This is a genomic window from Streptomyces sp. NPDC093065 (assembly GCF_044754585.1).
Lineage (GTDB): Bacteria > Actinomycetota > Actinomycetes > Streptomycetales > Streptomycetaceae > Streptomyces.
Window position 1 is genome coordinate 104,290 of sequence record NZ_JBIVPJ010000005.1, and the last position, 20,831, is coordinate 125,120.

At 72.5% G+C, this 20,831-nt stretch carries 12 protein-coding genes and 2 pseudogenes; 4 read left to right on the plus strand and 10 right to left on the minus strand.

The window, feature by feature from the left end; genetic code table 11:
• Positions 1–76: 76 nt before the first annotated feature.
• The 3 genes from ACIQFU_RS11300 to ACIQFU_RS11310 all read right to left on the minus strand — a co-directional run bounded on the left by ACIQFU_RS11300 (position 77) and on the right by ACIQFU_RS11310 (position 4,468).
• Entirely contained in the window at positions 77–874 is a 798-nt protein-coding gene (locus ACIQFU_RS11300) for an N-formylglutamate amidohydrolase (RefSeq protein WP_402550626.1), read from the minus strand.
• Between the two features lie 151 nt (positions 875–1,025).
• Positions 1,026–3,245, minus strand: a complete 2,220-nt coding sequence (locus ACIQFU_RS11305) for an NADP-dependent isocitrate dehydrogenase (RefSeq protein WP_402550627.1) — start codon at positions 3,243–3,245, stop codon at positions 1,026–1,028.
• A gap of 143 nt (positions 3,246–3,388) precedes the next feature.
• Entirely contained in the window at positions 3,389–4,468 is a 1,080-nt protein-coding gene (locus ACIQFU_RS11310; RefSeq protein ID WP_402550628.1) for a mechanosensitive ion channel family protein, read from the minus strand.
• A gap of 544 nt (positions 4,469–5,012) precedes the next feature.
• Between ACIQFU_RS11310 and ACIQFU_RS11315 the strand changes: the two are divergent.
• From ACIQFU_RS11315 to ACIQFU_RS11325, 3 genes and pseudogenes are all read left to right on the plus strand, one after another.
• Positions 5,013–6,454, plus strand: a pseudogene (locus ACIQFU_RS11315) (FGGY family carbohydrate kinase).
• A 481-nt stretch (positions 6,455–6,935) separates the two neighbouring features.
• A pseudogene (locus ACIQFU_RS11320) lies at positions 6,936–8,344 on the plus strand (FAD-dependent oxidoreductase).
• A complete protein-coding gene (locus ACIQFU_RS11325) occupies positions 8,341–9,609 on the plus strand; it encodes an NAD(P)/FAD-dependent oxidoreductase (RefSeq protein ID WP_402550629.1) in 1,269 nt (422 codons plus the stop codon). The pseudogene ACIQFU_RS11320 and the gene ACIQFU_RS11325 overlap by 4 nt, the downstream one beginning before the upstream one ends.
• 29 nt (positions 9,610–9,638) lie before the next feature.
• Here the strand turns inward: ACIQFU_RS11325 and ACIQFU_RS11330 are convergent, their stop codons facing one another.
• The gene (locus tag ACIQFU_RS11330) at positions 9,639–10,538 is read right to left on the minus strand and encodes a YbhN family protein (protein WP_402550919.1); all 900 of its coding nucleotides are present in this window, start codon (positions 10,536–10,538) and stop codon (positions 9,639–9,641) included.
• 189 nt (positions 10,539–10,727) lie between these two features.
• Here ACIQFU_RS11330 and ACIQFU_RS11335 point away from each other — a divergent pair, with 189 nt between their 5' ends.
• Complete coding sequence (locus tag ACIQFU_RS11335) at positions 10,728–12,608, plus strand: ABC transporter ATP-binding protein (RefSeq protein ID WP_402550630.1); 1,881 nt, start codon at positions 10,728–10,730, stop codon at positions 12,606–12,608.
• 15 nt (positions 12,609–12,623) lie between these two features.
• On the opposite strand, the gene ACIQFU_RS11340 is transcribed toward ACIQFU_RS11335, so the two are convergent.
• The 6 genes from ACIQFU_RS11340 to ACIQFU_RS11365 all read right to left on the minus strand — a co-directional run bounded on the left by ACIQFU_RS11340 (position 12,624) and on the right by ACIQFU_RS11365 (position 20,774).
• Positions 12,624–14,405, minus strand: coding sequence for a SpoIIE family protein phosphatase (locus ACIQFU_RS11340; RefSeq protein WP_402550631.1), 1,782 nt, complete (start codon positions 14,403–14,405; stop codon positions 12,624–12,626).
• Between the two features lie 116 nt (positions 14,406–14,521).
• On the minus strand, positions 14,522–16,126 hold the full coding sequence (locus tag ACIQFU_RS11345) for a glycoside hydrolase family 13 protein (RefSeq protein WP_402550632.1): 1,605 nt from the start codon (positions 16,124–16,126) through the stop codon (positions 14,522–14,524).
• 146 nt (positions 16,127–16,272) lie between these two features.
• Complete coding sequence (locus tag ACIQFU_RS11350) at positions 16,273–17,148, minus strand: carbohydrate ABC transporter permease (protein WP_402550633.1); 876 nt, start codon at positions 17,146–17,148, stop codon at positions 16,273–16,275.
• An 18-nt stretch (positions 17,149–17,166) separates the two neighbouring features.
• Positions 17,167–18,126 carry a carbohydrate ABC transporter permease gene (locus tag ACIQFU_RS11355; protein WP_402550634.1) on the minus strand — a complete coding sequence of 320 codons (960 nt, stop codon included), beginning with the start codon at positions 18,124–18,126 and terminating at the stop codon, positions 17,167–17,169.
• A 67-nt stretch (positions 18,127–18,193) separates the two neighbouring features.
• Positions 18,194–19,609 carry an extracellular solute-binding protein gene (locus tag ACIQFU_RS11360; protein WP_402550635.1) on the minus strand — a complete coding sequence of 472 codons (1,416 nt, stop codon included), beginning with the start codon at positions 19,607–19,609 and terminating at the stop codon, positions 18,194–18,196.
• Positions 19,610–19,760: 151 nt separating this feature from the next.
• Positions 19,761–20,774 (minus strand): LacI family DNA-binding transcriptional regulator, encoded by a 1,014-nt coding sequence (locus ACIQFU_RS11365; RefSeq protein ID WP_402550636.1) that lies wholly within the window; start codon positions 20,772–20,774, stop codon positions 19,761–19,763.
• Positions 20,775–20,831: the final 57 nt, after the last annotated feature.

The window sequence follows — 20,831 nt, forward strand, 5'->3', positions numbered from 1 at the left end:
CCACCCTCGCCGCGCACCCGCCCGGCTGTCGCGCGGGAGTGCTCCAGCCGGTGGTGGCCGGACCGGCTCGCGCCCCTCAGCCCGACACCGCGTCGACGAGCGCCGCCAGCGACTCGGCGAGCCGCGACAGCCCGGGCCCGGCCGGACCGCCCGGCTCCGTCATGTAGGTGTCCCGGCGGATCTCCACCATCAGCGCGCCGACCTCGGCCCGTTTCCCGTAGAAGTCCAGCGGTACGTACGTCCCGCCGAACGGGCTGTCCAGGCCGGTCTCCGCGCACGGGGCGAACGCCTTGCGGGCCGCGGCGAGCAGCCAGGGCGGCGTGTGGAAGCCGTCGGTGCCCAGGCAGACGGGCGGGCGCGGGCCCTCGCCGTGCAGTTCATAGGGGAGCGGCACGGCCGGGTAGGAGTGCACGTCGATGATCAGGGCCCGTCCGGTGGCCGCGAGCCGGTCGGCGACCGCCCCGGTCATGGCCCGCGCGTACGGCCGGAAGTAACGCTCGATCAGCGGCTCGGGGTCCGTGTCGTCCGGGCGCATCACCCGGCGGTGCGAGGTCCGGGTGTACACGGCGCCCATCCCGACGGCCGTCATCTCCTCCCGCTCGTCCGGGAACCGCTCCGGGTCGACCACCAGCCGCGACGTCCGGTTCACGAACCGCCACGGCGTGAGCCCGGCCAGTTCGGCGGCCCGCCCGGCGAGCTCGGCCGTGTGCGCGTCGGTCATGTGGTCCAGCTCCCGCTCCAGCTCCGCGTCGGACAGCACGATGCCGGGCCGGACACCGGCGGGGATCTGGCGGGAGGAGTGCGGCACGTGCAGCAGCACGGGGGAGTGCGGGGCACCGGACAGCAGCTCGAAGGCGGACGGGGTGTCGGTCACGGGGCGGCTCCGGGAGCGTTGTCGGTGGGGGTGCGGCGGGGGCGCGGACCCGGCGGAGCCGATCGTGCCACGGGACCGGTGAAGCGGCGGCACCCCGCCTCCGAGGGGACGGAGACGGGGTGCGCGGGGATCCGTGCGGGCCCGGTGAGGATCAGGCGAGGGACGCCAGCGCCTCGTTCCAGGTGGCCGACGGGCGCATGACCTCGGCGGCCTTGGCCGGGTCGGGCTGGTAGTAGCCGCCGATCTCGGCCGGCTTGCCCTGGACGGCGTTCAGCTCCTCGACGATCTTCTGCTCGCTCGCGGTGAGCGTCTCGGCGAGCGGGGCGAAGGCCTTGGCCAGGTCCGCGTCGTCGGTCTGCCCGGCCAGCTCCTGCGCCCAGTACAGGGACAGGTAGAAGTGGCTGCCGCGGTTGTCGATGCCGCCGACGCGACGGGTCGGGGACTTGTCCTCGTTGAGGAAGGTCGCCGTGGCACGGTCGAGCGTGTCGGCGAGGACCTTGGCGCGGGTGTTGCCGGTGGCCTCGGCGTACTGCTCAAGGGACGGCACCAGGGCGAAGAACTCACCCAGGGAGTCCCAGCGCAGGTAGTCCTCCTTGACCAGCTGCTGCACGTGCTTTGGGGCCGAGCCGCCGGCACCGGTCTCGAACAGGCCGCCGCCCGCCATCAGCGGGACGACCGACAGCATCTTGGCGCTGGTGCCCAGCTCCAGGATCGGGAAGAGGTCGGTCAGGTAGTCGCGCAGCACGTTGCCGGTGACCGAGATGGTGTTCTCGCCGCGGCGGATGCGCTCCACCGACAGCTTGGTCGCCTCGACCGGGTTGAGGATCCGGATGTCCAGGCCCTCGGTGTCGTGCTCCGTCAGGTACTGCTGGACCTTGGCGATCAGGTTGGCGTCGTGGGCGCGGCCCTCGTCCAGCCAGAACACGGCCGGGTCGCCGGTGGCGCGGGCGCGGGTGACGGCCAGCTTCACCCAGTCGCGGATCGGCGCGTCCTTGGTCTGGCAGGCGCGGAAGATGTCGCCGGCGGAGACCGTCTGCTCCAGCACCGCGTTGCCCGCGGCGTCCACCAGGCGGACCGTGCCGGTGGTGGGGATCTCGAAGGTCTTGTCGTGGCTGCCGTACTCCTCGGCCTTCTGCGCCATGAGTCCGACGTTCGGGACCGAGCCCATGGTGGAGGGGTCGTAGGCGCCGTTGGCGCGGCAGTCCTCGATGACGGCCTGGTACACGCCGGCGTAGGAGGAGTCCGGGATGACGGCGAGGGCGTCGTGCTCGCCGCCGTCCGCGCCCCACATGTGACCGGAGGTGCGGATCATGGCGGGCATGGACGCGTCGATGATGACGTCCGAGGGCACGTGCAGGTTGGTGATGCCCTTGTCGGAGTCGACCATGGCCAGCTCCGGGCCCTCGGCCAGCTCGGCGTCGAAGGACGCCTTGATCCCGGCCCCCTCGGGCAGCGACTCCAGGCCCTTGTAGATGCCGCCCAGGCCGTCGTTCGGGGTGAGGCCGGCCTTGGCGAGCACGTCACCGTACTGGGCGAAGGTCTTCGGGAAGAAGGCGCGGACCACGTGGCCGAAGATGATCGGGTCGGAGACCTTCATCATCGTGGCCTTCAGGTGCACCGAGTACAGGATGCCCTCGGCCTTGGCGCGGGCGACCTGCGCGGTGAGGAACTCGCGCAGCGCGGCGACGCGCAGCACGGAGGCGTCGACGACCTCGTCCTTCTTCACCGGCACCGACTCGCGCAGCACCGTGGTGGTGCCGTCGTCGCCGACCAGCTCGATCCGCAGGGTGCCGTCCTCGGCGATCACCGCGGACTTCTCGGTGGAACGGAAGTCGTTCTCACCCATGGTCGCCACGTTGGTCTTGGACTCGCCGGTCCAGGCGCCCATGCGGTGCGGGTGGGTCTTGGCGTAGTTCTTCACCGACGCCGGGGCGCGGCGGTCGGAGTTGCCCTCGCGCAGGACCGGGTTGACCGCGGAGCCCTTGACCTTGTCGTAGCGGGCGCGGACGTCGCGCTCCTCGTCGGTCTTCGGGTCGTCCGGGTAGGCCGGCAGTGCGTAGCCCTGGCCCTGCAGCTCGGCGACGGCCGCCTTGAGCTGCGGGATGGACGCCGAGATGTTCGGCAGCTTGATGATGTTGGCGGCGGGCGTCTTGGCCAGCTCGCCGAGCTCCGCGAGGGCGTCCGGGATGCGCTGGTCCTCGGTCAGGTACTCCGGGAACAGGGCGATGATGCGGCCGGCCAGCGAGATGTCGCGGGTCTCGACCGCGACACCCGCCTGCGAGGCGTACGCCCGGACCACCGGCAGGAACGAATACGTCGCCAGGGCCGGGGCCTCGTCAGTGTGTGTATAGATGATGGTCGAGTCAGTCACCGGGTGCTCCGCTCCACGTCTGCAACATTGCTCGACATCAAGATATCTCGTGACCGACCTCGGCTCGACAGGGGTGGCGCGGAGATTCCGGCCAGCCGGCCACGCGACCCCGGTGTCGAACGTGCGTGCGACACCGTGAGTGTTCAGGCGAGCGGGACGGCGTCCTCGCCCGCGCGCTGCTGGGGAAGCACCACGGCCCCCTGCTGGAGCGCGACCGTCCGGGCGGGCGACGGAATCCGGATGCCCTCGGCCCGGTAGCGCTTGTGCAGGCGCTTGATGAACTCGTGCTTGATCCGGTACTGGTCGCTGAACTCGCCCACGCCCAGGATCACCGTGAATCCGATCCGCGAGTCGCCGAAGGTGTGGAAGCGGATCGCCGGCTCGTGCTCCGGCACCGCGCCGCCGACCTCCGTCATCACCTCGGCGATCACCTCGGCCGTCACCCGCTCCACGTGCTCCAGGTCGCTGTCGTAGGACACCCCGACCTGGACCAGGACCGTGAGCCGCTGCTCGGGCCGCATGAAGTTGGTCATGTTCGACTTCGCGAGCTGCCCGTTCGGGATCACGACCAGGTTGTTGGACAGTTCGCGGACGGTGGTCTGGCGCCAGTTGATGTCCTCCACGTAGCCCTCCTCGCCGCTGCTGAGCCGGATGTAGTCACCCGGCTGCACGGTCTTCGAGGCGAGGATGTGGATGCCGGCGAAGAGGTTGGCCAGCGTGTCCTGGAGGGCCAGCGCGACCGCCAGACCGCCCACGCCCAGGGCGGTGAGCATCGGCGCGATCGAGACGCCCAGTGTCTGCAGCATCACCAGGAAACCGATGGCCAGCACCAGGACCCGGGTGATGTTGACGAAGATCGTGGCCGACCCGGCGACCCCGGAGCGCGACATCGTGACCGTCCGCACCAGACCGGCGACCACCCGGGCCGCCGTCACCGTCGCCACGAAGATCAGCAGCACCTGCAGTACCTGGTTGACGCTGTGCTGCACCGTCCGCGTCAGGGGCAGGGCGGCCGCCGCGCCGGCCACCCCGCCCGCGACCGCCGCCCACGGCGCCACCGTGCGCAGCGCGGCCACGATCACGTCGTCGCCGCTCCAACGGGTGCGCCCGGCGTGGACCGCCAGCCACCGCAGCAGCAGGCGCAGCAGGAACGCCCCCAGCAGACCCGCCCCCAGGGCGATGCCGGCGGGCACCAGGTGGTCCATGGTCAGGTCGTCGGTCACCGGCCGCCTCCAACGGAATGACTACGGGATGTCGGGGACACGCGATCCGGCCCTGGTCGCAAGACAGTTCGACCGGCGCGCGGGCTCATCCTGCCGTATCCCGGGCGTTCTCCGAACCGCGCCGGGGAGCGGACCGGGGCGTCTCAGACGATGCCCTCGGCCAGTTCCGCCTGTTCACGGTCGTCGCCGTAGTCCGCGGTGGTCGGGGTGCCGTACGAGTGGCGGGCGACGAACCACCACACCGTGGCCGTGCTCCGTCTCTGGCCATCACGCGTCCGCTGTCGGGAGCGGAACGGGCCGGACGGCAGCATGGAGTAACAACAGCCCTCCCCGGGGGCGGCGGTGGTGCGTCGGTCGTGCGGTCGGCGCACACTATAGAGGCGGAGGTTCCGCCTCTTTTCCGTTTTGGCACAGCGAGGCGCATGCGTTGTCACCAGCGTCAACTGACCGTCAGTCAGTCCTACTTGACGCGTTGTGTGCGCGGAGGCAGGCTGGCGCGCAGTGATCGCCGAGACCGTCGGCGCCGGAGCCGGGAGGTTGCGCGATGCCGGACGCGGTGCTCGCCGTCGACCAGGGCACGTCCGGCACCAAGGCCCTGGTGATCTGCCCCGAACGCGGCGTCGTCGGCACCGGGTTCGCCGAGGTCCGCCCCCGGTACCTGCCCGGCGGCCTGGTGGAGGCGGACCCGGAGGAGCTGTACGGCTCGGTGGTCGACGCCGGGCGCCGGGCGCTCGCCGCCGCGGACGAGCCGGTCACCGCGCTCGGCCTGGCCAACCAGGGCGAGACGGTGCTCGCCTGGGACCCCGGTACCGGCCGCGCCCGCTCACCGACGCACTGGTCTGGCAGGACCGCCGGGCGGAACCGCTCTGCGCCGAACTCGCCCATCACTCGGACGAGTTACGGGACCTGACCGGCCTGCCCCTGGACCCCTACTTCGCCGCGCCGAAAATGGCCTGGATACGACGGCACCTCACCCGCGCCGGCCACGTCACCACCTCCGACACCTGGCTGGTCCACCGTCTCACCGGCGCCCACGTCACGGACGCCGCGACCGCCTCCCGCACCCAGCTCCTCGACCTCGACCGCGCCGAGTGGTCGCCCCGCGCCCTGGAGCTCCACGGTCTCACCGGCGAACGGCTCCCGGACATCGTGGACAACGCCGCCCACGTCGGCACGACGAAGGCCTTCGGTCCCGAACTGCCGCTCACCGGCCTCGCCGTCGACCAGCAGGCCGCACTGCTCGCCCAGCGCGTCACCGAACCCGGCACGGCCAAGTGCACCTACGGCACCGGCGCGTTCCTCCTCGCCCACACCGGCGGCGCACCGCGGCGGGGTGCCTCGGGACTCGCCGCCTGCGTGGCCTGGCGGCTCGGCGGACGCACCGACCACTGCCTGGACGGCCAGGTGTACACGGCCGCCTCCGCCGTACGCTGGCTCACCGATCTGGGCGTCATCACCGGCGCCGCCGACCTCGACCCCGTGGGCGCCGCGGTCCCCGACACCGGCGGCGTCACCTTCGTCCCGGCGCTGGCCGGGCTCGCCGCCCCCTGGTGGCGCGGTGACCTGCGCGGCTCGCTCACCGGTCTCGGCCTGGACACCGCCCCCGGTCACCTGGTGCGCGCCCTGTGCGAGGGCCTCGCCGCCCAGGTCGCCGAACTCGCCGACGCCGCGGCCGCCGACCTCGGTGCCCCACTGACCGCACTGCGCGCCGACGGCGGCCTCACCCGCTCCGCGCTTCTCATGCAGACCCAGGCGGACCTGCTGCAGTGCCCGGTCGAGGTGTCCGCGCTGCCGGACGCCACCGCGCTCGGCGTCGGCGCCCTCGCCCGGCTCGGCGCGGACCCGGCTCTCACCCTCACCGAGGCACTCCCCGCCATCGGCCCCACCACGGTGTACGAGCCCCGCGTCACCGCCGACGAGGCCACCGAGCGCCGCACCCGGTTCCGCACGGCGGTCACGGCGCTGATCGCCGGGGGGTCGGTGTGACGGGTGGTCGCGGTGCCGGTTGTCCGGGCGCCGGTGTGACGCCGTACGGCCACCACCCTGCCCGCCGCCCCGCCTGCACGTCACGGCCCACGCCCGCCGCACCCGCGCCGGACGCTGCGGGAGCCGGGTCCCGGCCCGGCAACACCCGGCGCCCGTCCCGGCCCGCCGCGCAGCATGCCGCCGTGCCGCTTCCGGCACCGCACCCGTTGACGGCGACCGGCACCGAAGGCTCGACGGGGCGGGATCGTGCGGGGTTCCGGTCTGTCGTGGAGCGGCATGCCGGACCGTCTTCGGCGTCCGTGCCGCGCGGGCACGGGCGCCGGTCCGGGCGACGACCCCGCGCGGCGGCTCCCGGCGCCGGGAGCGTCGACGGGCGGGGTGCCTCCGGAGGTTCGCGTACCGGTCGGTCGTCGGGAACGCCGCTCCCGGGGGCGGGCACACGCGGTGGCCCGAGCGGCGCGTCGCGCGCAGGGAGTCCCGCATGACCGTCACCGCGTCGGGTGCCCTGCCCGTCGGCCCGTACGACGTGGTGGTCGTCGGTGCCGGGGTCGTCGGGTGCGCCATCGCACGGAGGCTCGCGCACCACCCGGGGCTGCGGGTCGCCCTCGTCGAGGCGCAGGACGACGTCGGGCAGGGCACCTCAAAGGCCAACACCGCCATCCTGCACACCGGGTTCGACGCCGCGCCCGGATCGCTGGAGGCCCGGCTCGTGCGGGAGGGCGCCCGCGAACTCGCCGCTTACGCCGTCGAGTCGGGCATTCCCGTCGAACGCGTCGGCGCCCTGCTGGTCGCCTGGGACGAGGAACAGCTCGCGGAGCTTCCCCGCCTGGCCGAGAAGGCGCGCGCAACGACTGCCACGACACCCGCCTCCTCGGCCCCGCCGACCTCTACGCCCGCGAACCCCACCTCGGCCCCGGCGCACTCGGCGCCCTGCACGTGCCCGGCGAGAGCGTCATCTGCCCGTGGACGACGACCCTGGCGTACGCCGTCCAGGCGGTCCGCGCCGGAGTTGACCTGCACCTGAACGCGCCGGTCACGCACGCCGGACGCGCGGACGGCATGCACCGACTCGACACCCCGCGCGGCCCGCTGCACGCCCGGCGGCTGGTCAACGCCGCCGGACTGCACGCCGACACCCTCGACCGGAACCTCGGCCACGAAGACTTCACCGTCACCCCGCGCCGGGGCCAACTCGTCGTCCACGACAAGTTCGCCCGCGCCCTCGTCCGCCACATCCTCCTGCCCGTCCCCACCGCCCTCGGCAAGGGCGTCCTGGTCGCCCCGACCGTCTACGGCAACGTCCTGCTCGGTCCCACCGCCGAGGACCTGGACGACAAGCGCGACACCGGCTCCACCGCCGAGGGCCTGAGCCGCCTGCGCGAACAGTGCCGCCGCATCCTGCCCGCCCTGCTGGACGAGGAGGTCACCGCCGTCTACGCGGGCCTGCGCGCCGCCACCGAGTACGACGACTACCGGATCGCCGCCCACCCCGGCCAGGGATACGTCACCGTCGGCGGCATCCGCTCCACCGGCCTCACCGCCTCCCTCGCCATCGCCGACCACGTCACCGGGCTGCTCGCCGGCACCGGCCTCGACCTCGGCCCCCGGCGCCCGCTCGAACCGGTCCGCATGCCCAACCTCGGCGAGGCCTTCCCCCGCCCCCACCAGCGGCCCGAACTGGTCGCCGCGGACCCGGAGTACGGCACCCTGGTCTGCCACTGCGAACGCGTCTCCCGCGGCGAGATCCGCGACGCCCTCGCCGGCCCGGTACCGCCCCGCTCACTGGACGGACTGCGCCGCCGCACCCGGGCCCGGGCGGGGCGCTGCCAGGGCTTCTACTGCGGGGCTGCGGTAAGGGCGTTGTTCGAGGAGGGGCGGCGGCAGGGGTGACAAGTCGACAGGTCGACGTACTGGTGGTGGGAGCCGGGCCCGCCGGACTCACGACCGCCGCCCGGCTCGCCCGGACCGGCGTCCGCGTCGAGGTCCTGGAACGCGAGCAGTCACCCGGAGGAGTACCGAGGCACTGCGCGCACCGGGGCTTCGGCAGTTGGCCGCACGCACTGACCGGCCCGGTCCACGCCCGTCTCCTCGCCGAATCGGCCGTGCGCGCCGGGGCGGACGTACGCACCGGCGTCACCGCCCTCGACTGGGCGGGCCCCCGCACCCTCACCACCGTCGGACCGCGGGGTGCCGAGACCCTCGCCGCCCGCGCCGTCGTCCTGGCCACCGGCGCCCGCGAACGCCCCCGCGCCGCCCGCCTCGTCCCCGGCACCCGGCCCGCCGGCGTGTACACCACCGGCGAACTCCAGCAGGCCGTCCACCTCCACGGACAGCACATCGGCACCCGCGCGGTGATCGTCGGAGCCGAGGACGTCTCGCACGCCGCCGCCGACACCGTACGGGCCGCCGGAGCCGAGGTCGCCGCGCTGCTCACGGAGCTGCCCCGGGCCCCCGCCGGCCGCATCCGGACCCTGGACGCGCGCCTCGGACACGGCACCCCCGTCCTCACCGGCACCACCGTCACCGAACTCCTCGGCCGCGGCCGCCTGACGGGTGTGCGCGTACGCCACCGCGACGGCCGCACGGCCACGCTGCGCTGCGACACCGCCGTGTTCACCGGCGACTTCGTCCCCGACCACGAACTCGCCCGGCGCGGCGCGCTGACCCTGGACCCCGCCACCCGCGGCCCCGCGGTGGACGGCTCCCTGCGGACCTCACGACCCGGCGTGTTCGCGGTCGGCAGCGTGCTGCACGCCGTCGAGAGCGCGGCCACGGCGGCCCGCGAGGGCGCGCACACCGCGACCGCCGTACGCGACTGGTTCACGGACGGCACGACTGCGGACCCGACAGACCCGACCCACCGCACACACCCCACGCACCCGTACTGGCCCGCCGGCGTCCCCCTGGTCGTCGGCCCGCCCCTGCTGCGCGTCGCACCGAACCGGGTCACCCCGGCCGACCGCCTCCCGTACCTCCTGCGCACGGCGGTCCCGCTGACCCGCCCCGTCCTGTACGTCACCCAGGACGGCCGCCTGCTGCACCGCGAGCGGTTCCACCTCACCACGGCCGTCCCGCACCGCCCGCTGACGCTGACGGCGCGCTGGACGCACCGCGTCGACCCCGGGGGCGGGCCGGTGCACGTCACCGTCGCCTGAACCACCCGACCCGCCTGGCCTGGGGTCCCTCAGATCACCCGCATCCGGACCAGTGCCGCCAGTGTCAGCGCCCCCGGCAGCAGCGGCAGCCACACCGTCAGCAGCCTGAACGCCAGCACCACCGCCGTGGCGACGGCCGCCGGCCCGCCCGCGGCCACCAGCGCCACGACCAGCGCCGCCTCGACCGAGCCGATGCCACCCGGCGTGGGCACCAGCGCCACCGCCACCGTCGCCGCGAGATACGCCACCGCCATGTGCCCGGCCGGCACCCCCAGTCCGAGCGACCGCCCCACCAGGACCAGCGCCGAGGCCTGCAGGGCGGGGAAGGCCAGCGCACCGCCCCACAGTGCCAGCGCCCGCGCCGGGCGGGCGTGCACCGACCGGGCCTCGCCCAGCGCCGTCCGCAGGAAGGAGACCAGCGCCCCGCGCAGCCGCGGCAGCAGCGCCAGCGCCACCGCCGCCATCACCGGGACCGTGCACGCGACGGCCAGCAGCGGCCCCACCGCGCCCTCCGGCAGCAGCGTGCCGAGCCGCAGCGCGCCGGGGAACGCGAGCAGCAGGGCGCCGAGCAGGGCGAGCCGGCCGACGCTCTCCGCCAGCAGATACAGCGCGAGCGCGGCCGAGGAACGGGCCAGCGGCAGCCCGCACACCGTCATGAACCGCAGATTCACCGCGCTCGCGCCCAGCCCGGTAGGCAGCAGGTGGTTGGCCGCGCCCGCAGCGAACTGCGCGGCCAGCAGCCGCCGCCGGGGCAGCCGCTCCACCACCGCGCCCTGCCGGGTGCACGCGGCGGCGACCCAGGTCAGACAGGTCGCGGCGGCCGCCGCCAGCAGCCAGGGCCAGCGGGCCGTGGCGAGATGGCCGAAGCCGTCGGCCAGCACCGACCGGTGCCGCACCGCGACCACGCCCACCAGGAGCAGCGGAAGCACACACAGCACCCGGCGGACCGGGACGCGGTGCAGGAGTGGCTTCTCGGAGACTCGAACCGCTGTCGTCACACCACAAGACATTCCCCCAGCCGCGCCAACTACGGATGGCCGACGCGCGGACACGGGCTTACGTACCGGGGGATGCGCCTCCTTGACCTCAAGGAAGGTCGAGGTTCTACGGTCATCCGCATGAGTATGGAGACCACGGCCTGGACGCAGCTGTACAGCGTCATGAACGCCAAAGACGAGCGCCGCCCCTTCGCCCGCGCCACGCTGCGCCGCATCGGCGCGTTCGCCCGCCCGCACCGCCGCCGCATCGTCCGCTTCGTGCTGCTCGGGATGGCGACCGCACTGCTCGCCGTCGCCACCCCCGTCCTCGCCGGAAAGGTCGTCGACGCGATCGTGTCGGACGGCGACGAGGGCACGGTCGTGCGCCTCGCCCTGCTCATCGCGCTCATCGCCCTCGCCGAGGCGGTGCTCGGCATCCTCTCCCGCAGGCTCTCGGCGACGCTCGGGGAGGGACTCATCCTCGATCTGCGCACGGCCGTGTTCGATCATGTGCAGCGCATGCCGGTCGCGTTCTTCACACGCACTCGTACGGGAGCGCTCGTCTCCCGTCTCAACAACGACGTCATCGGCGCCCAACGCGCCTTCAGCAACACCCTGTCCGGCGTGGTCAGCAACGTGGTCACGCTGCTGCTCACCCTCGCCGTGATGCTGACCCTGTCCTGGCAGATCACCCTGCTCGCCCTGGTACTGCTCCCGGTGTTCGTGCTCCCGGCACGGCACATGGGCAGCCGCATGGCCCGCATGCAGCGCGAGGCCGCCGCGCTCAACGCCGACATGGGCACCCGTATGACCGAGCGCTTCTCGGCGCCCGGCGCCACCCTGATCAAGCTGTTCGGCCGCCCGGAGGAGGAGTCCGCCCAGTTCGCCGACCGCGCCCGCCGCGTCGCCGACATCGGCGTGCGCACCGCCACCGCCCAGGCCGCCTTCATCACCGCGCTCACCCTGGTCTCCGCGCTCGCCCTGGCCCTCGTCTACGGCCTCGGCGGATGGTTCGCCCTGCGCGGCACCCTGGACCCCGGCGCCGTCGTGGCGCTGGCCCTGCTGCTGACCCGCCTGTACGCGCCGCTGACCGCGCTCGCCGGGGCCCGGGTCGAGGTCATGAGCGCCCTCGTCAGCTTCGAGCGGGTCTTCGAGGTCCTGGACCTGACCCCGCTCATCGACGAGAAGCCCGACGCGCGCCCGGTCCCCGACGGCCCCGTCGCCGTCGAGTTCGACGACGTCCGCTTCGGCTACCCGTCCGCCGACAAGGTCTCCCTCGCTTCGCTCGAAGAGGTCGCCTCCCTGGACACCCGCGGCGGTGAAGAGGTCCTGCACGGACTCTCCTTCCGCGCGGAACCGGGACAGACGATCGCGCTCGTCGGCTCGTCCGGCGCCGGCAAGTCCACCATCGCCCAGCTCCTGCCGCGCCTGTACGACACCGACGCCGGCACCGTCCGCGTCGGCGGCGTCGACGTGCGCGAACTGAGCGCGCGCTCGCTGCGCGGCACCGTCGGCATGGTCACCCAGGACGGCCACCTCTTCCACGACACCGTCCGGGCCAACCTGCTGCTCGCCCGGCCGGGCGCCGCCGAGGACGAACTGTGGGAGGCGCTGCGCCGCGCCCGCCTCGCCGACCTCGTACGGTCCCTGCCCGACGGGCTCGACACCGTGGTCGGCGAGCGCGGCTACCGGCTCTCCGGCGGCGAACGCCAGCGCATGACCATCGCCCGGCTGCTCCTGGCCTGCCAGCGCGTCGTCATCCTCGACGAGGCCACCGCCCACCTCGACAACACCTCCGAGGCGGCCGTCCAGGAGGCCCTGACCGAGGCCCTGCAGGGCAGGACGGCCGTCGTCATCGCGCACCGGCTGTCCACGGTCCGGGCGGCCGACCGGATCCTCGTGGTCGAGTCCGGCCGCATCGTGGAGAGCGGCACCCACGAGGAACTCCTCGCGGCCGACGGCCGCTACGCCCAACTGCACCGCACCCAGTTCGAGCGGCCCGCGCCGGCCCGGGCCGCGTAGGCGGGCCGCGGAGAGCTACTGCGGGCCGGGCGTCCCGGCCCGCACCGGCAGGTCCTGCTCGGCCCAGACGACCTTCCCGCCGGGTGTGCGGCACGAGCCCCAGCGCCGGCACATCATGTTGATCAGCTGCAGCCCGCGCCCGCTCTCGTCGCTCACGTCCGCGTGCTGGATCTGCGGCAGGTCGGGACCGGAGTCGGAGACCTCCACGGACAGCCGCTCGTGCCGCAGCAGCCGCAGCTCCCCGGGGGCGTTCCCGTAGCGCAGGGCGTTGCCGACCAGCTCGCTGACCACCAGCTCCGTGGTGTCGACCAGCTCGTCGAGGCCCCACCGCTCCAACTGCTCGCGCACCGCGCTACGGGCCTGCCCGGCGGCCTTGCCGTCCGGCGGGAGCGCCCGCACGTACACGTCGCAGTCCGGACCGAGCGGCCGGGCGAAGGCGACCAGGACGATCGCGTCGTCCGACCGGTCGCCACCGACCCGCTCGGCCACCGCACGGCACTCCGTGCCGTCCTCGGGCACGCCGTCGCCGACCGCCTCGCGCAGCCGCTCCAGCTGGGTGCCCAGGTCGGCCGTGCGCGACCTGATCAGGCCGTCCGTGTACAGCGTCAGCCGGCTCCGCTCGGGCACCGGCAGCTCGACCCGGTCGTACGGGATCACCCCCGTCCCCAGCGGCGCCCCCGTGGGCACCTCCAGGAACGAGACCGCACCGTCGGGCCCGGTCAGCAGCGGCGGCGGGTGCCCGGCGCTGGCGATGCGGAAGGTGCTGCCGTACGGGTCGTAGACCGCGCACAGACAGGTGGCGACCTGGTCCTCCTCCAGGTCGCGGGCGGCCAGGTCGAGCCGGGCCAGCAGCCGCTCGGGCGCGATGTCCAGTGCCATCAGGGTCCGGGCCACCGTGCGCAGCCGCCCCATGGTCGCGGCGGCGGCCAGACCGCGCCCCATCACGTCGCCCACCATCAGCGCGGTACGGCCGCTGGGCAGCGCGACCACGTCGAACCAGTCGCCGCCCACGGCGGCCGGATCGGCAGCCGGGTCGTAGCAGGAGGACACGTCCAGGCCGGGGGTGCTCGGGCTGGACCGGGGGAGCAGCGCCCGCTGGAGAGTGACCACGTGGTCGCGCTCGCGCCCGTAGAGCCGGGCGTTGTCGATGCAGACGGCGGCCTTGGACGCCAGCTCCATGGCGAGGGCCACGTCGGTCCGGTTGAACGGCGCCCGGTGACCGGCCCGGACGAAGTCGGCGAGACCCAGCAGCACCCCGCGGGCGATCAGGGGCACCGCCAGGTAGGAGTGGACGCCCGCCCGGCGCATGATCTCCGACGACTCGCGCGAGGGGGCGATCACGGCGAAGTCCGACCGCGTCATCCGGGACACCAGCACCGGCCGGCGGGTGGTGAGGCACCGCTGCCCCAGCCGGTCGGCGGTGTGCACCGACAGCTCGCCCACGGGATCGGGCGCGAGGTTCAGGCCCTCGACCTCCGACACCGCCATGGCCCTGAGCCGCGGCGCGCCCCCTCCCGGGACCCGGTCGCCCTCCTGGAAGCGCAGTACCGAGTCGAGCAGGTCCACCGCGGAGCCGTCGGCCAGCTCCGGCACGGTGTAGTCGGCCAGCTCCTCCGCCGTCCGCCGCACGTCGAGCGTGGTCCCGATACTCAGGTCCGCCGCGTTGAGCCAGGCCAGGCGGCGGCGGGCGCCCAGCGACTCCGACACCGACCGCAGCACGCCCCGCGCCGCCCGGTGCCCGCTCACGAGGGGATTCGGGGGGCGGCGCAGCCCGTCCAGCCACGGTCGTACCCGCACGCGTCGCCTCCTCCCACGGCCTCCGGTCCTGATTCTGCCCTGCCACGGGACGACCGGCGACGGCGGCACCCCCGTCGGAGCCCGCGCTCCGGCGGAAGGTGCCGTTCCGGTGTGGCTCAGGCGCGCAGCCACACCGCCGTGTCGCACGGCAGCCGGCCGGCCTCGTCCAGAGGCCCGCTGACGAGCAGTACGGCACCGTGCGCGGGCAGCTCCACCGGCGCGGGGGACAGGTTGACGACGCACGTCGTGCCGTCCGCGCGCCGGAACGCGAGGACGCCGTCCGGCGCGGGCAGCCACTCCAGCGGACCGGCGCCGAAATCCGCGGTGGAGCGGCGCAGGCGCAGGGCCTCGCGGTACAGCGACAGCATCGAGTCCGGGTCCGCGGCCTGACGGTCCGCCGCGTACGCCGGCCAGCCCGCCGGCTGCGGCAGCCAGGGCTCGGTCTCCGCGCCGAACCCGCAGTACGGCGCGTCGGCGACCCACGGGAGGGGGACGCGGCAGCCGTCGCGGCCCGGATCCACGCCGCCGGAGCGGAAGTGCATCGGGTCCTGGATCCGCCCGCGCGGGATGTCGGCCTCGGGCAGGCCGAGTTCCTCCCCCTGGTACAGATAGACGGAGCCGGGCAGGGCCAGCGTCAGCAGCGCGGCGGCCCGGGCCCGCCGGGTGCCCAGGGCCAGGTCGGTCGGGGTGCCGAAGGCCTTCTTGGCGAAGTCGAAGCCGGTGTCCGCGCGGCCGTACCGGGTCACCGTGCGGGTCACGTCGTGGTTGCAGAGCACCCAGGTGGCCGGGGCGCCGACGGGGGCGTGCTCGGCCAGGGTGTCGTCGATGGTGCGGCGCAGCCGCTCCGCCTCCCAGGGGCAGGACAGGAAGTTGAAGTTGAAGGCGGTGTGCAGTTCGTCGGGGCGCAGATAGCGGGCGAAGCGCTCGGCGTCGGGCAGCCACACCTCCCCGACGAAGACGCCCCCGTACTCGTCGGCGACCCGCCGCCAGGAGCGGTAGATGTCGTGCAGCTCGTCCTGGTCGATGTACGGGTGCGGGTCGACGCCCTCCACGAAGTCCGCGAGCGCGGGGTCCTTCGCGAGCAGGGCCGCGGAGTCGATGCGTACTCCGGCCACCCCGCGCTCGAACCAGAAGCGCAGCACGTCCTCGTGCTCGCGGCGCACCTCGGGATGGGCCCAGTTGAGGTCCGGCTGCTCCGGGGTGAACAGGTGCAGGTACCACTCGCCGTCCTCGACCCTGGTCCAGGTGCGGCCGGAGAACTGCGAGGGCCAGTCGTTGGGCGGCAGTTCGCCGTGCTCACCGCGGCCGGGACGGAAGTGGAACCGCTCCCGCTCCGCGCTGCCCGGACCCGCCGCCAGCGCCGCACGGAACCAGACGTGCTGGTCGGAGACGTGATTGGGGACGATGTCGACGATGGTGCGGATGCCCAGCTCCCGCGCCTCGGCGATCAGCTTCTCGGCCTCGCCCAGGGTGCCGAAGGCCGGGTCGATGGTGCGGTAGTCGGCGACGTCGTAGCCGCCGTCGACGAGCGGCGAGACGTACCAGGGGGTGAACCAGACGGCGTCCACGCCGAGTCCGGCGAGGTGGGGCAGTCTCGCCCGCACGCCCGCGAGGTCACCGGTGCCGTCGCCGTCGCCGTCGGCGAAGCTGCGGGGATACACCTGGTAGATGACGGCGTCGCGCCACCAGTCTTCGGCGCGGTGCGAGTTGGGGGCTGCCACGTGACGGTCCTTTCGGGCAGAGTGGATCTTCGCCGCCGGCCCGGACAGAGCGGGGCGTCGGACGGGCCGACGGCGAAGGCTGACGGGACGTGCTGCCGGGAGGCGGGGCGGACGGCGGCCGGCGCGAGCGCCGCGGCCATCGGTTCTCAGCCCTTGAGTCCTCCGGCGGTGAGTCCGCTCATGATGTTGCGCTGGAAGATCAGGAAGATGATGAGCGTCGGCAGTGAGGCCATGGTGAGCGCGGCGATCAGCACGTTCACGGGCACCCCGTTGGACAGGGAGTAGATCCCGACGTTCAGGGTCTGCTTGGCCGGGTCGGGCAGGGTCAGCATGGGCCAGAGGAAGTCCTTCCAGACGCCCACGATCGCGAAGATGGACACCACGCCCAGGATGGGCCGCGAGATCGGCAGCACGACCGACCACAGCGTGCGCATCGGCGAGGCACCGTCCATGGAGGCGGCGTCGAGCAGTTCCCGGGGTATCGAGTCGAAGAACCGCTTCAGCAGGAAGATGTTGAAGGCGTTGGTCACCGACGGCAGCCAGATCGCCCACGGCGTGTTGAGCAGGTTGCGTTCGAAGACCGGCACGTCCAGCACCGTCAGGTACTGCGGCACGACCAGCACGGTCGCCGGGATCATCAGCGTCGCCAGCATCAGACCGAGGACGGCCTTGCCGAAGACCGGCCGGAGCTTGGACAGCGAGTAGGCCGCCGCCACGTCGAACACCAACTGGAAGGCGAGCGCGCCGAACGCGTAGAACAGGGTGTTCCCCAGCAGGCTCGCCAGGTCCATGACGTTCCACGCCTGCGAGTAGTTGTCGGGCTGGAAGGACTCGGGGACCAGCGTCGGCGGAGTCTGCACGGCTTCCTGGGTGTTCTTGAAACCGCTGGAGACCATCCAGTACATCGGGCCGAGGAAGACCACCGTGAACAGGGCGACGACCAGGCCGAACACCACCCAGTACAGCGCCTTCCCGCGCGGGCGGGCGAGCTGGGCCGGTGAGACGAGAGTGCGTGTGGACATCTGTGGTTTCCCCCGGCTCTACGCGTCCTCGGCGCGGCTGAGCTTCACGTACGCCGCCGAGAACCCGGCAAGCAGTACGAGGAGCAGCAGGCCGAGGGCCGCCGCGGCACCGTAGTTGTTGAAGTTGAAGGCGTACTGGTAGATGAGGTAGACGACCGTGGTGGTCGAACCCTCGGGGCCGGCGCCGCCGGTGAGCAGGAAGGGCTCCACGAACACCTGCATGGTGGCGATGACCTGCATCAGCAGCATCAGCGAGAGGATGAGCCGCGTCTGCGGGATCGTCACGTGCCAGATCTTGCGCAGCAGCCCGGCACCGTCCAGCTCCGCCGCCTCGTACAGCTCGCCGGGGATGCCCTGGAGCGCGGCCAGGTAGATGAGCGCCGCGCCGCCCATGTTCATCCAGGTCGACGCGATGACCACGGACAGCATCGAGAGGTCGGGATCCTGCAGCCACTGCTGCTCGGGCAGTCCGAAGAAGCCGAACACCTCGTTGAGCAGGCCGTAACCGGGGTCGTACAGGTACTTGAACAGCAGCACCGAGGCGACCGGGGGCAGCATCACCGGCAGGTAGACGAGCAGACGCAAGTAGCCCTTGCCGTGCCTGAGTTCGTTGATGACGATCGCGACGACGAACGGCACGGCGAAGCCGAGAACCAGGGCCAGCACCGTGAACAGCGCGGTGTTGCGCCACGCCTGCCAGAAGGCCGGGTCGTTGAAGACCGTCTCCAGGTTCTCCAGGCCGACCCAGGAGACCTCGCCCTGGTCCGTCTTCTGGAAGGCGAGGAAGAACTCCCGGACCATCGGGTACCAGGAGAAGAAAGCGAAGCAGAGCACCGCTCCGATCAGGAAGCCGTGTGCGGTGAGATTGCGCTTCAGGCTCCTGGTGAACGCCCCGCCGCGCCGGGGCGGGCCGTCCACCGGCGGCTGGGCGTGGCGTGCTCTGGCCGCCTTGGTCGGGGTCAGGCTGGGGGCCGACATCGTCGCTCCTTGGGGCTGATCTCATGGGCCCCGGGGGGCGGTGCGGCCCGCCCCCCGAGGGAGCCGGTCACTGCGTGGCCAGAACCTGGTTGACCTGCTGCTCCGCGGTGGAGAGCAGCTTGTCGATGTCGGCGTCCTCGTTGGTGAGGATGCCGGACATCACGTTGTCCAGGACCTTGTAGACCTCCTGGGCCTTCGGCGGCTCGGCCAGGCCCGGAACCGGGTTGTCCATGAAGGTCTTGAAGTTCTCGACCGGCATGGTGGCGTGCGTCAGGCGGGCCGCGTCGTCCTTCTTCTTCGACTCGTTCAGCCAGAAGTTGGGCTGCGGGAGGCCGACCGGCAGCTTGTCCGTCTTCTTGCGGGCCCAGTTGAACTGCCCCTCACCGACGGTGAGCGTCTGGAAGTTCAGCCAGGCGATCCCCGCCTTGATCTTGTCGGACGAGATGCCCTTCTTGATCATGTAGTTGTTGCCGCCGGCGAGGGTGTTCTTCTCGCCCGGGATCGGTCCCATGCCGAAGTTCTCGTAGTCGGCGCCGAGTTGCTGGACCATGTACGTGATGTCGTCCGGCGCGGCGAGGAACATGCCGAGCTTGTCGGTGGCGATCTGCTTCTGCAGGTCGCCCCACTTGAGCAGCTGGGTCTTGCCCATGCTCTCGTCCTCCCAGCGCATGGCGTGGAGGTTCTCGGCCACCTCCTTGCCCACCTCGTTGTTGAAGGTCGCCTTCTTGCCGCTCTGGTCCACGACATCGGCGCCACGGCTGTACATCTGGGCGGTGAAGTGCCAGCCGCCGGTGTTGCCCGCGCTGTACTCCCCGAAGCCGGCGATGCCGTCGCCCAGGCCGGCGATCTTCTTCGCGGCGGTACGGACCTCGTCCCAGGTGCGCGGCGGTGAGTCCGGGTCGAGCCCGGCCTGCTCGAAGAGCTTGCGGTTGATCAGCAGGCCCATCGTGTAGTTGCTGGTGGGCAGGCCGTAGAGCTTGTTCTCGTGCTTGAGCGAGCCGAGGACGTTCGGGTCGATGTCCTTGAGGGCCGGGACGCTCTTGTCGTTGACGTACGCGGTGATGTCCTCGGCGCCGTCGTTGTCCAGTACCTGGGGCAGGTCGGTGAAGTACGTGTAGAAGACGTCGGGCTGCGACTTGGCCTTGAGCATCGCCGTGAAGCGCGGCGGCTCCAGACACTGGCCCGGGGTGGAGCGGCCCTCGACGGTGACGTTCGGGTAGGTCTTGTTGAACTCCTCGACGTCCTCCTGCCACTCCTTGAGCTCGGCCGCCTTCGCCTTCGGCGGCATGCAGTCGATGGTGATCGTCACCTTGGTCTTCGGGTCCAGCGGGGCGGCCGGGTCGGAGGACCCGCTGCCGCCTTCGGAACCGCCGCCGTCGTCACTGCTGCTCGTGCCGCAGGCGGCAAGAGCGGTCAGGGTGAGAGCGGAGACGAGCGTGATGGCGCCGGCACGGCGAGTACGGCGGAACCGAGCACTTCTCATGGGTGGTCCCCTTCGGGCATGAACGTGGAAGGCGCCCCACCGCCGATGCGTTGTGGGGCGCCGCTCACTCAACCACCGCGAACAAGTGAGCGCAATATCTCGCGCTCACTTCGTAATTGTTTGACAGTCCGTTGTAGAAGTTGAGGTTCCGCTACCGGGCGGAAACCTGTGCGGTGGAGCCCCGGACCACGAGTTCCGGTTCGAAGAGCAGCTCGCCGTGGGGGACTTCGGTGCCTTGGATTTGTGCGCAGAGGAGGTCGACGGCGGCGCGTCCCATGGCTTCGATGGGTTGGCGGACGGTGGTGAGGGGTGGTTCGGTGCAGGTCATGAAGGCGGAGTCGTCGTAGCCGACGACGGAGACGTCGTGGGGTACGCGGTGTCCGTGGCGGCGGGCGGCGCGGACGGCGCCGAGGGCGAGGGGGTCGCTGGCGCAGATGATGCCGGTGACGCCGCGGTCCAGGAGGCGGGTGGCGGCTGCCTGGCCGCCTTCCAGGGAGAACATGGCCCGTTCCACGTAGGCGTCGGGCAGGGTGCCCTTCGCCGCCTCCGCGGCCTGTTGGGCGGCGGCCAGCTTGCGGCGGGACGGGATGTGGTCGGAGGGGCCGAGGACGAGGCCGATCCGCTTGTGTCCCAGCGACGCGAGATGCCGCCAGGACTGGCCCACGGCCACCGCGTCGTCGCAGGCGATGCAGGGGAATCCGAGGTCGGCTATGGAGGCGTTGACCAGCACCACGGGGATGTTGCGCTCGGCGAGCAGCCGGTAGTGGTCGTGCGGGGCGTCCGCCTGCGCGAACAGCCCGCCGCCGGCGAAGACGACCCCGGAGACCTGCTGCTGCAACAGCAGCTCGACGTAGTCGGCCTCGGAGACGCCGCCCTTGGTCTGGGTGCACAGCACCGGGGTCAGCCCCTGCTGTGCCAGCGCGCCGCCGATGACCTCGGCGAACGCGGGGAAGATGGGGTTCTGCAGCTCCGGCAGGACCAGTCCGACCAGGCGGGCGCGCTCGCCCCGCAGCTGGGTGGGCCGCTCGTAGCCCAGGACGTCCAGCGCGCTGAGCACGGACTGCCGGGTGGCCGCCGAGACCCCCGGCTTGCCGTTGAGCACCCGGCTGACCGTGGCCTCGCTGACCCCAACCTTCTTCGCCACCTGAGCAAGTCGTCGCGTCACAAACGCAAGACTAGCGCAAGTCTCGCAAGAGACTTGCGCCAGTCGGTGACCTGTCCG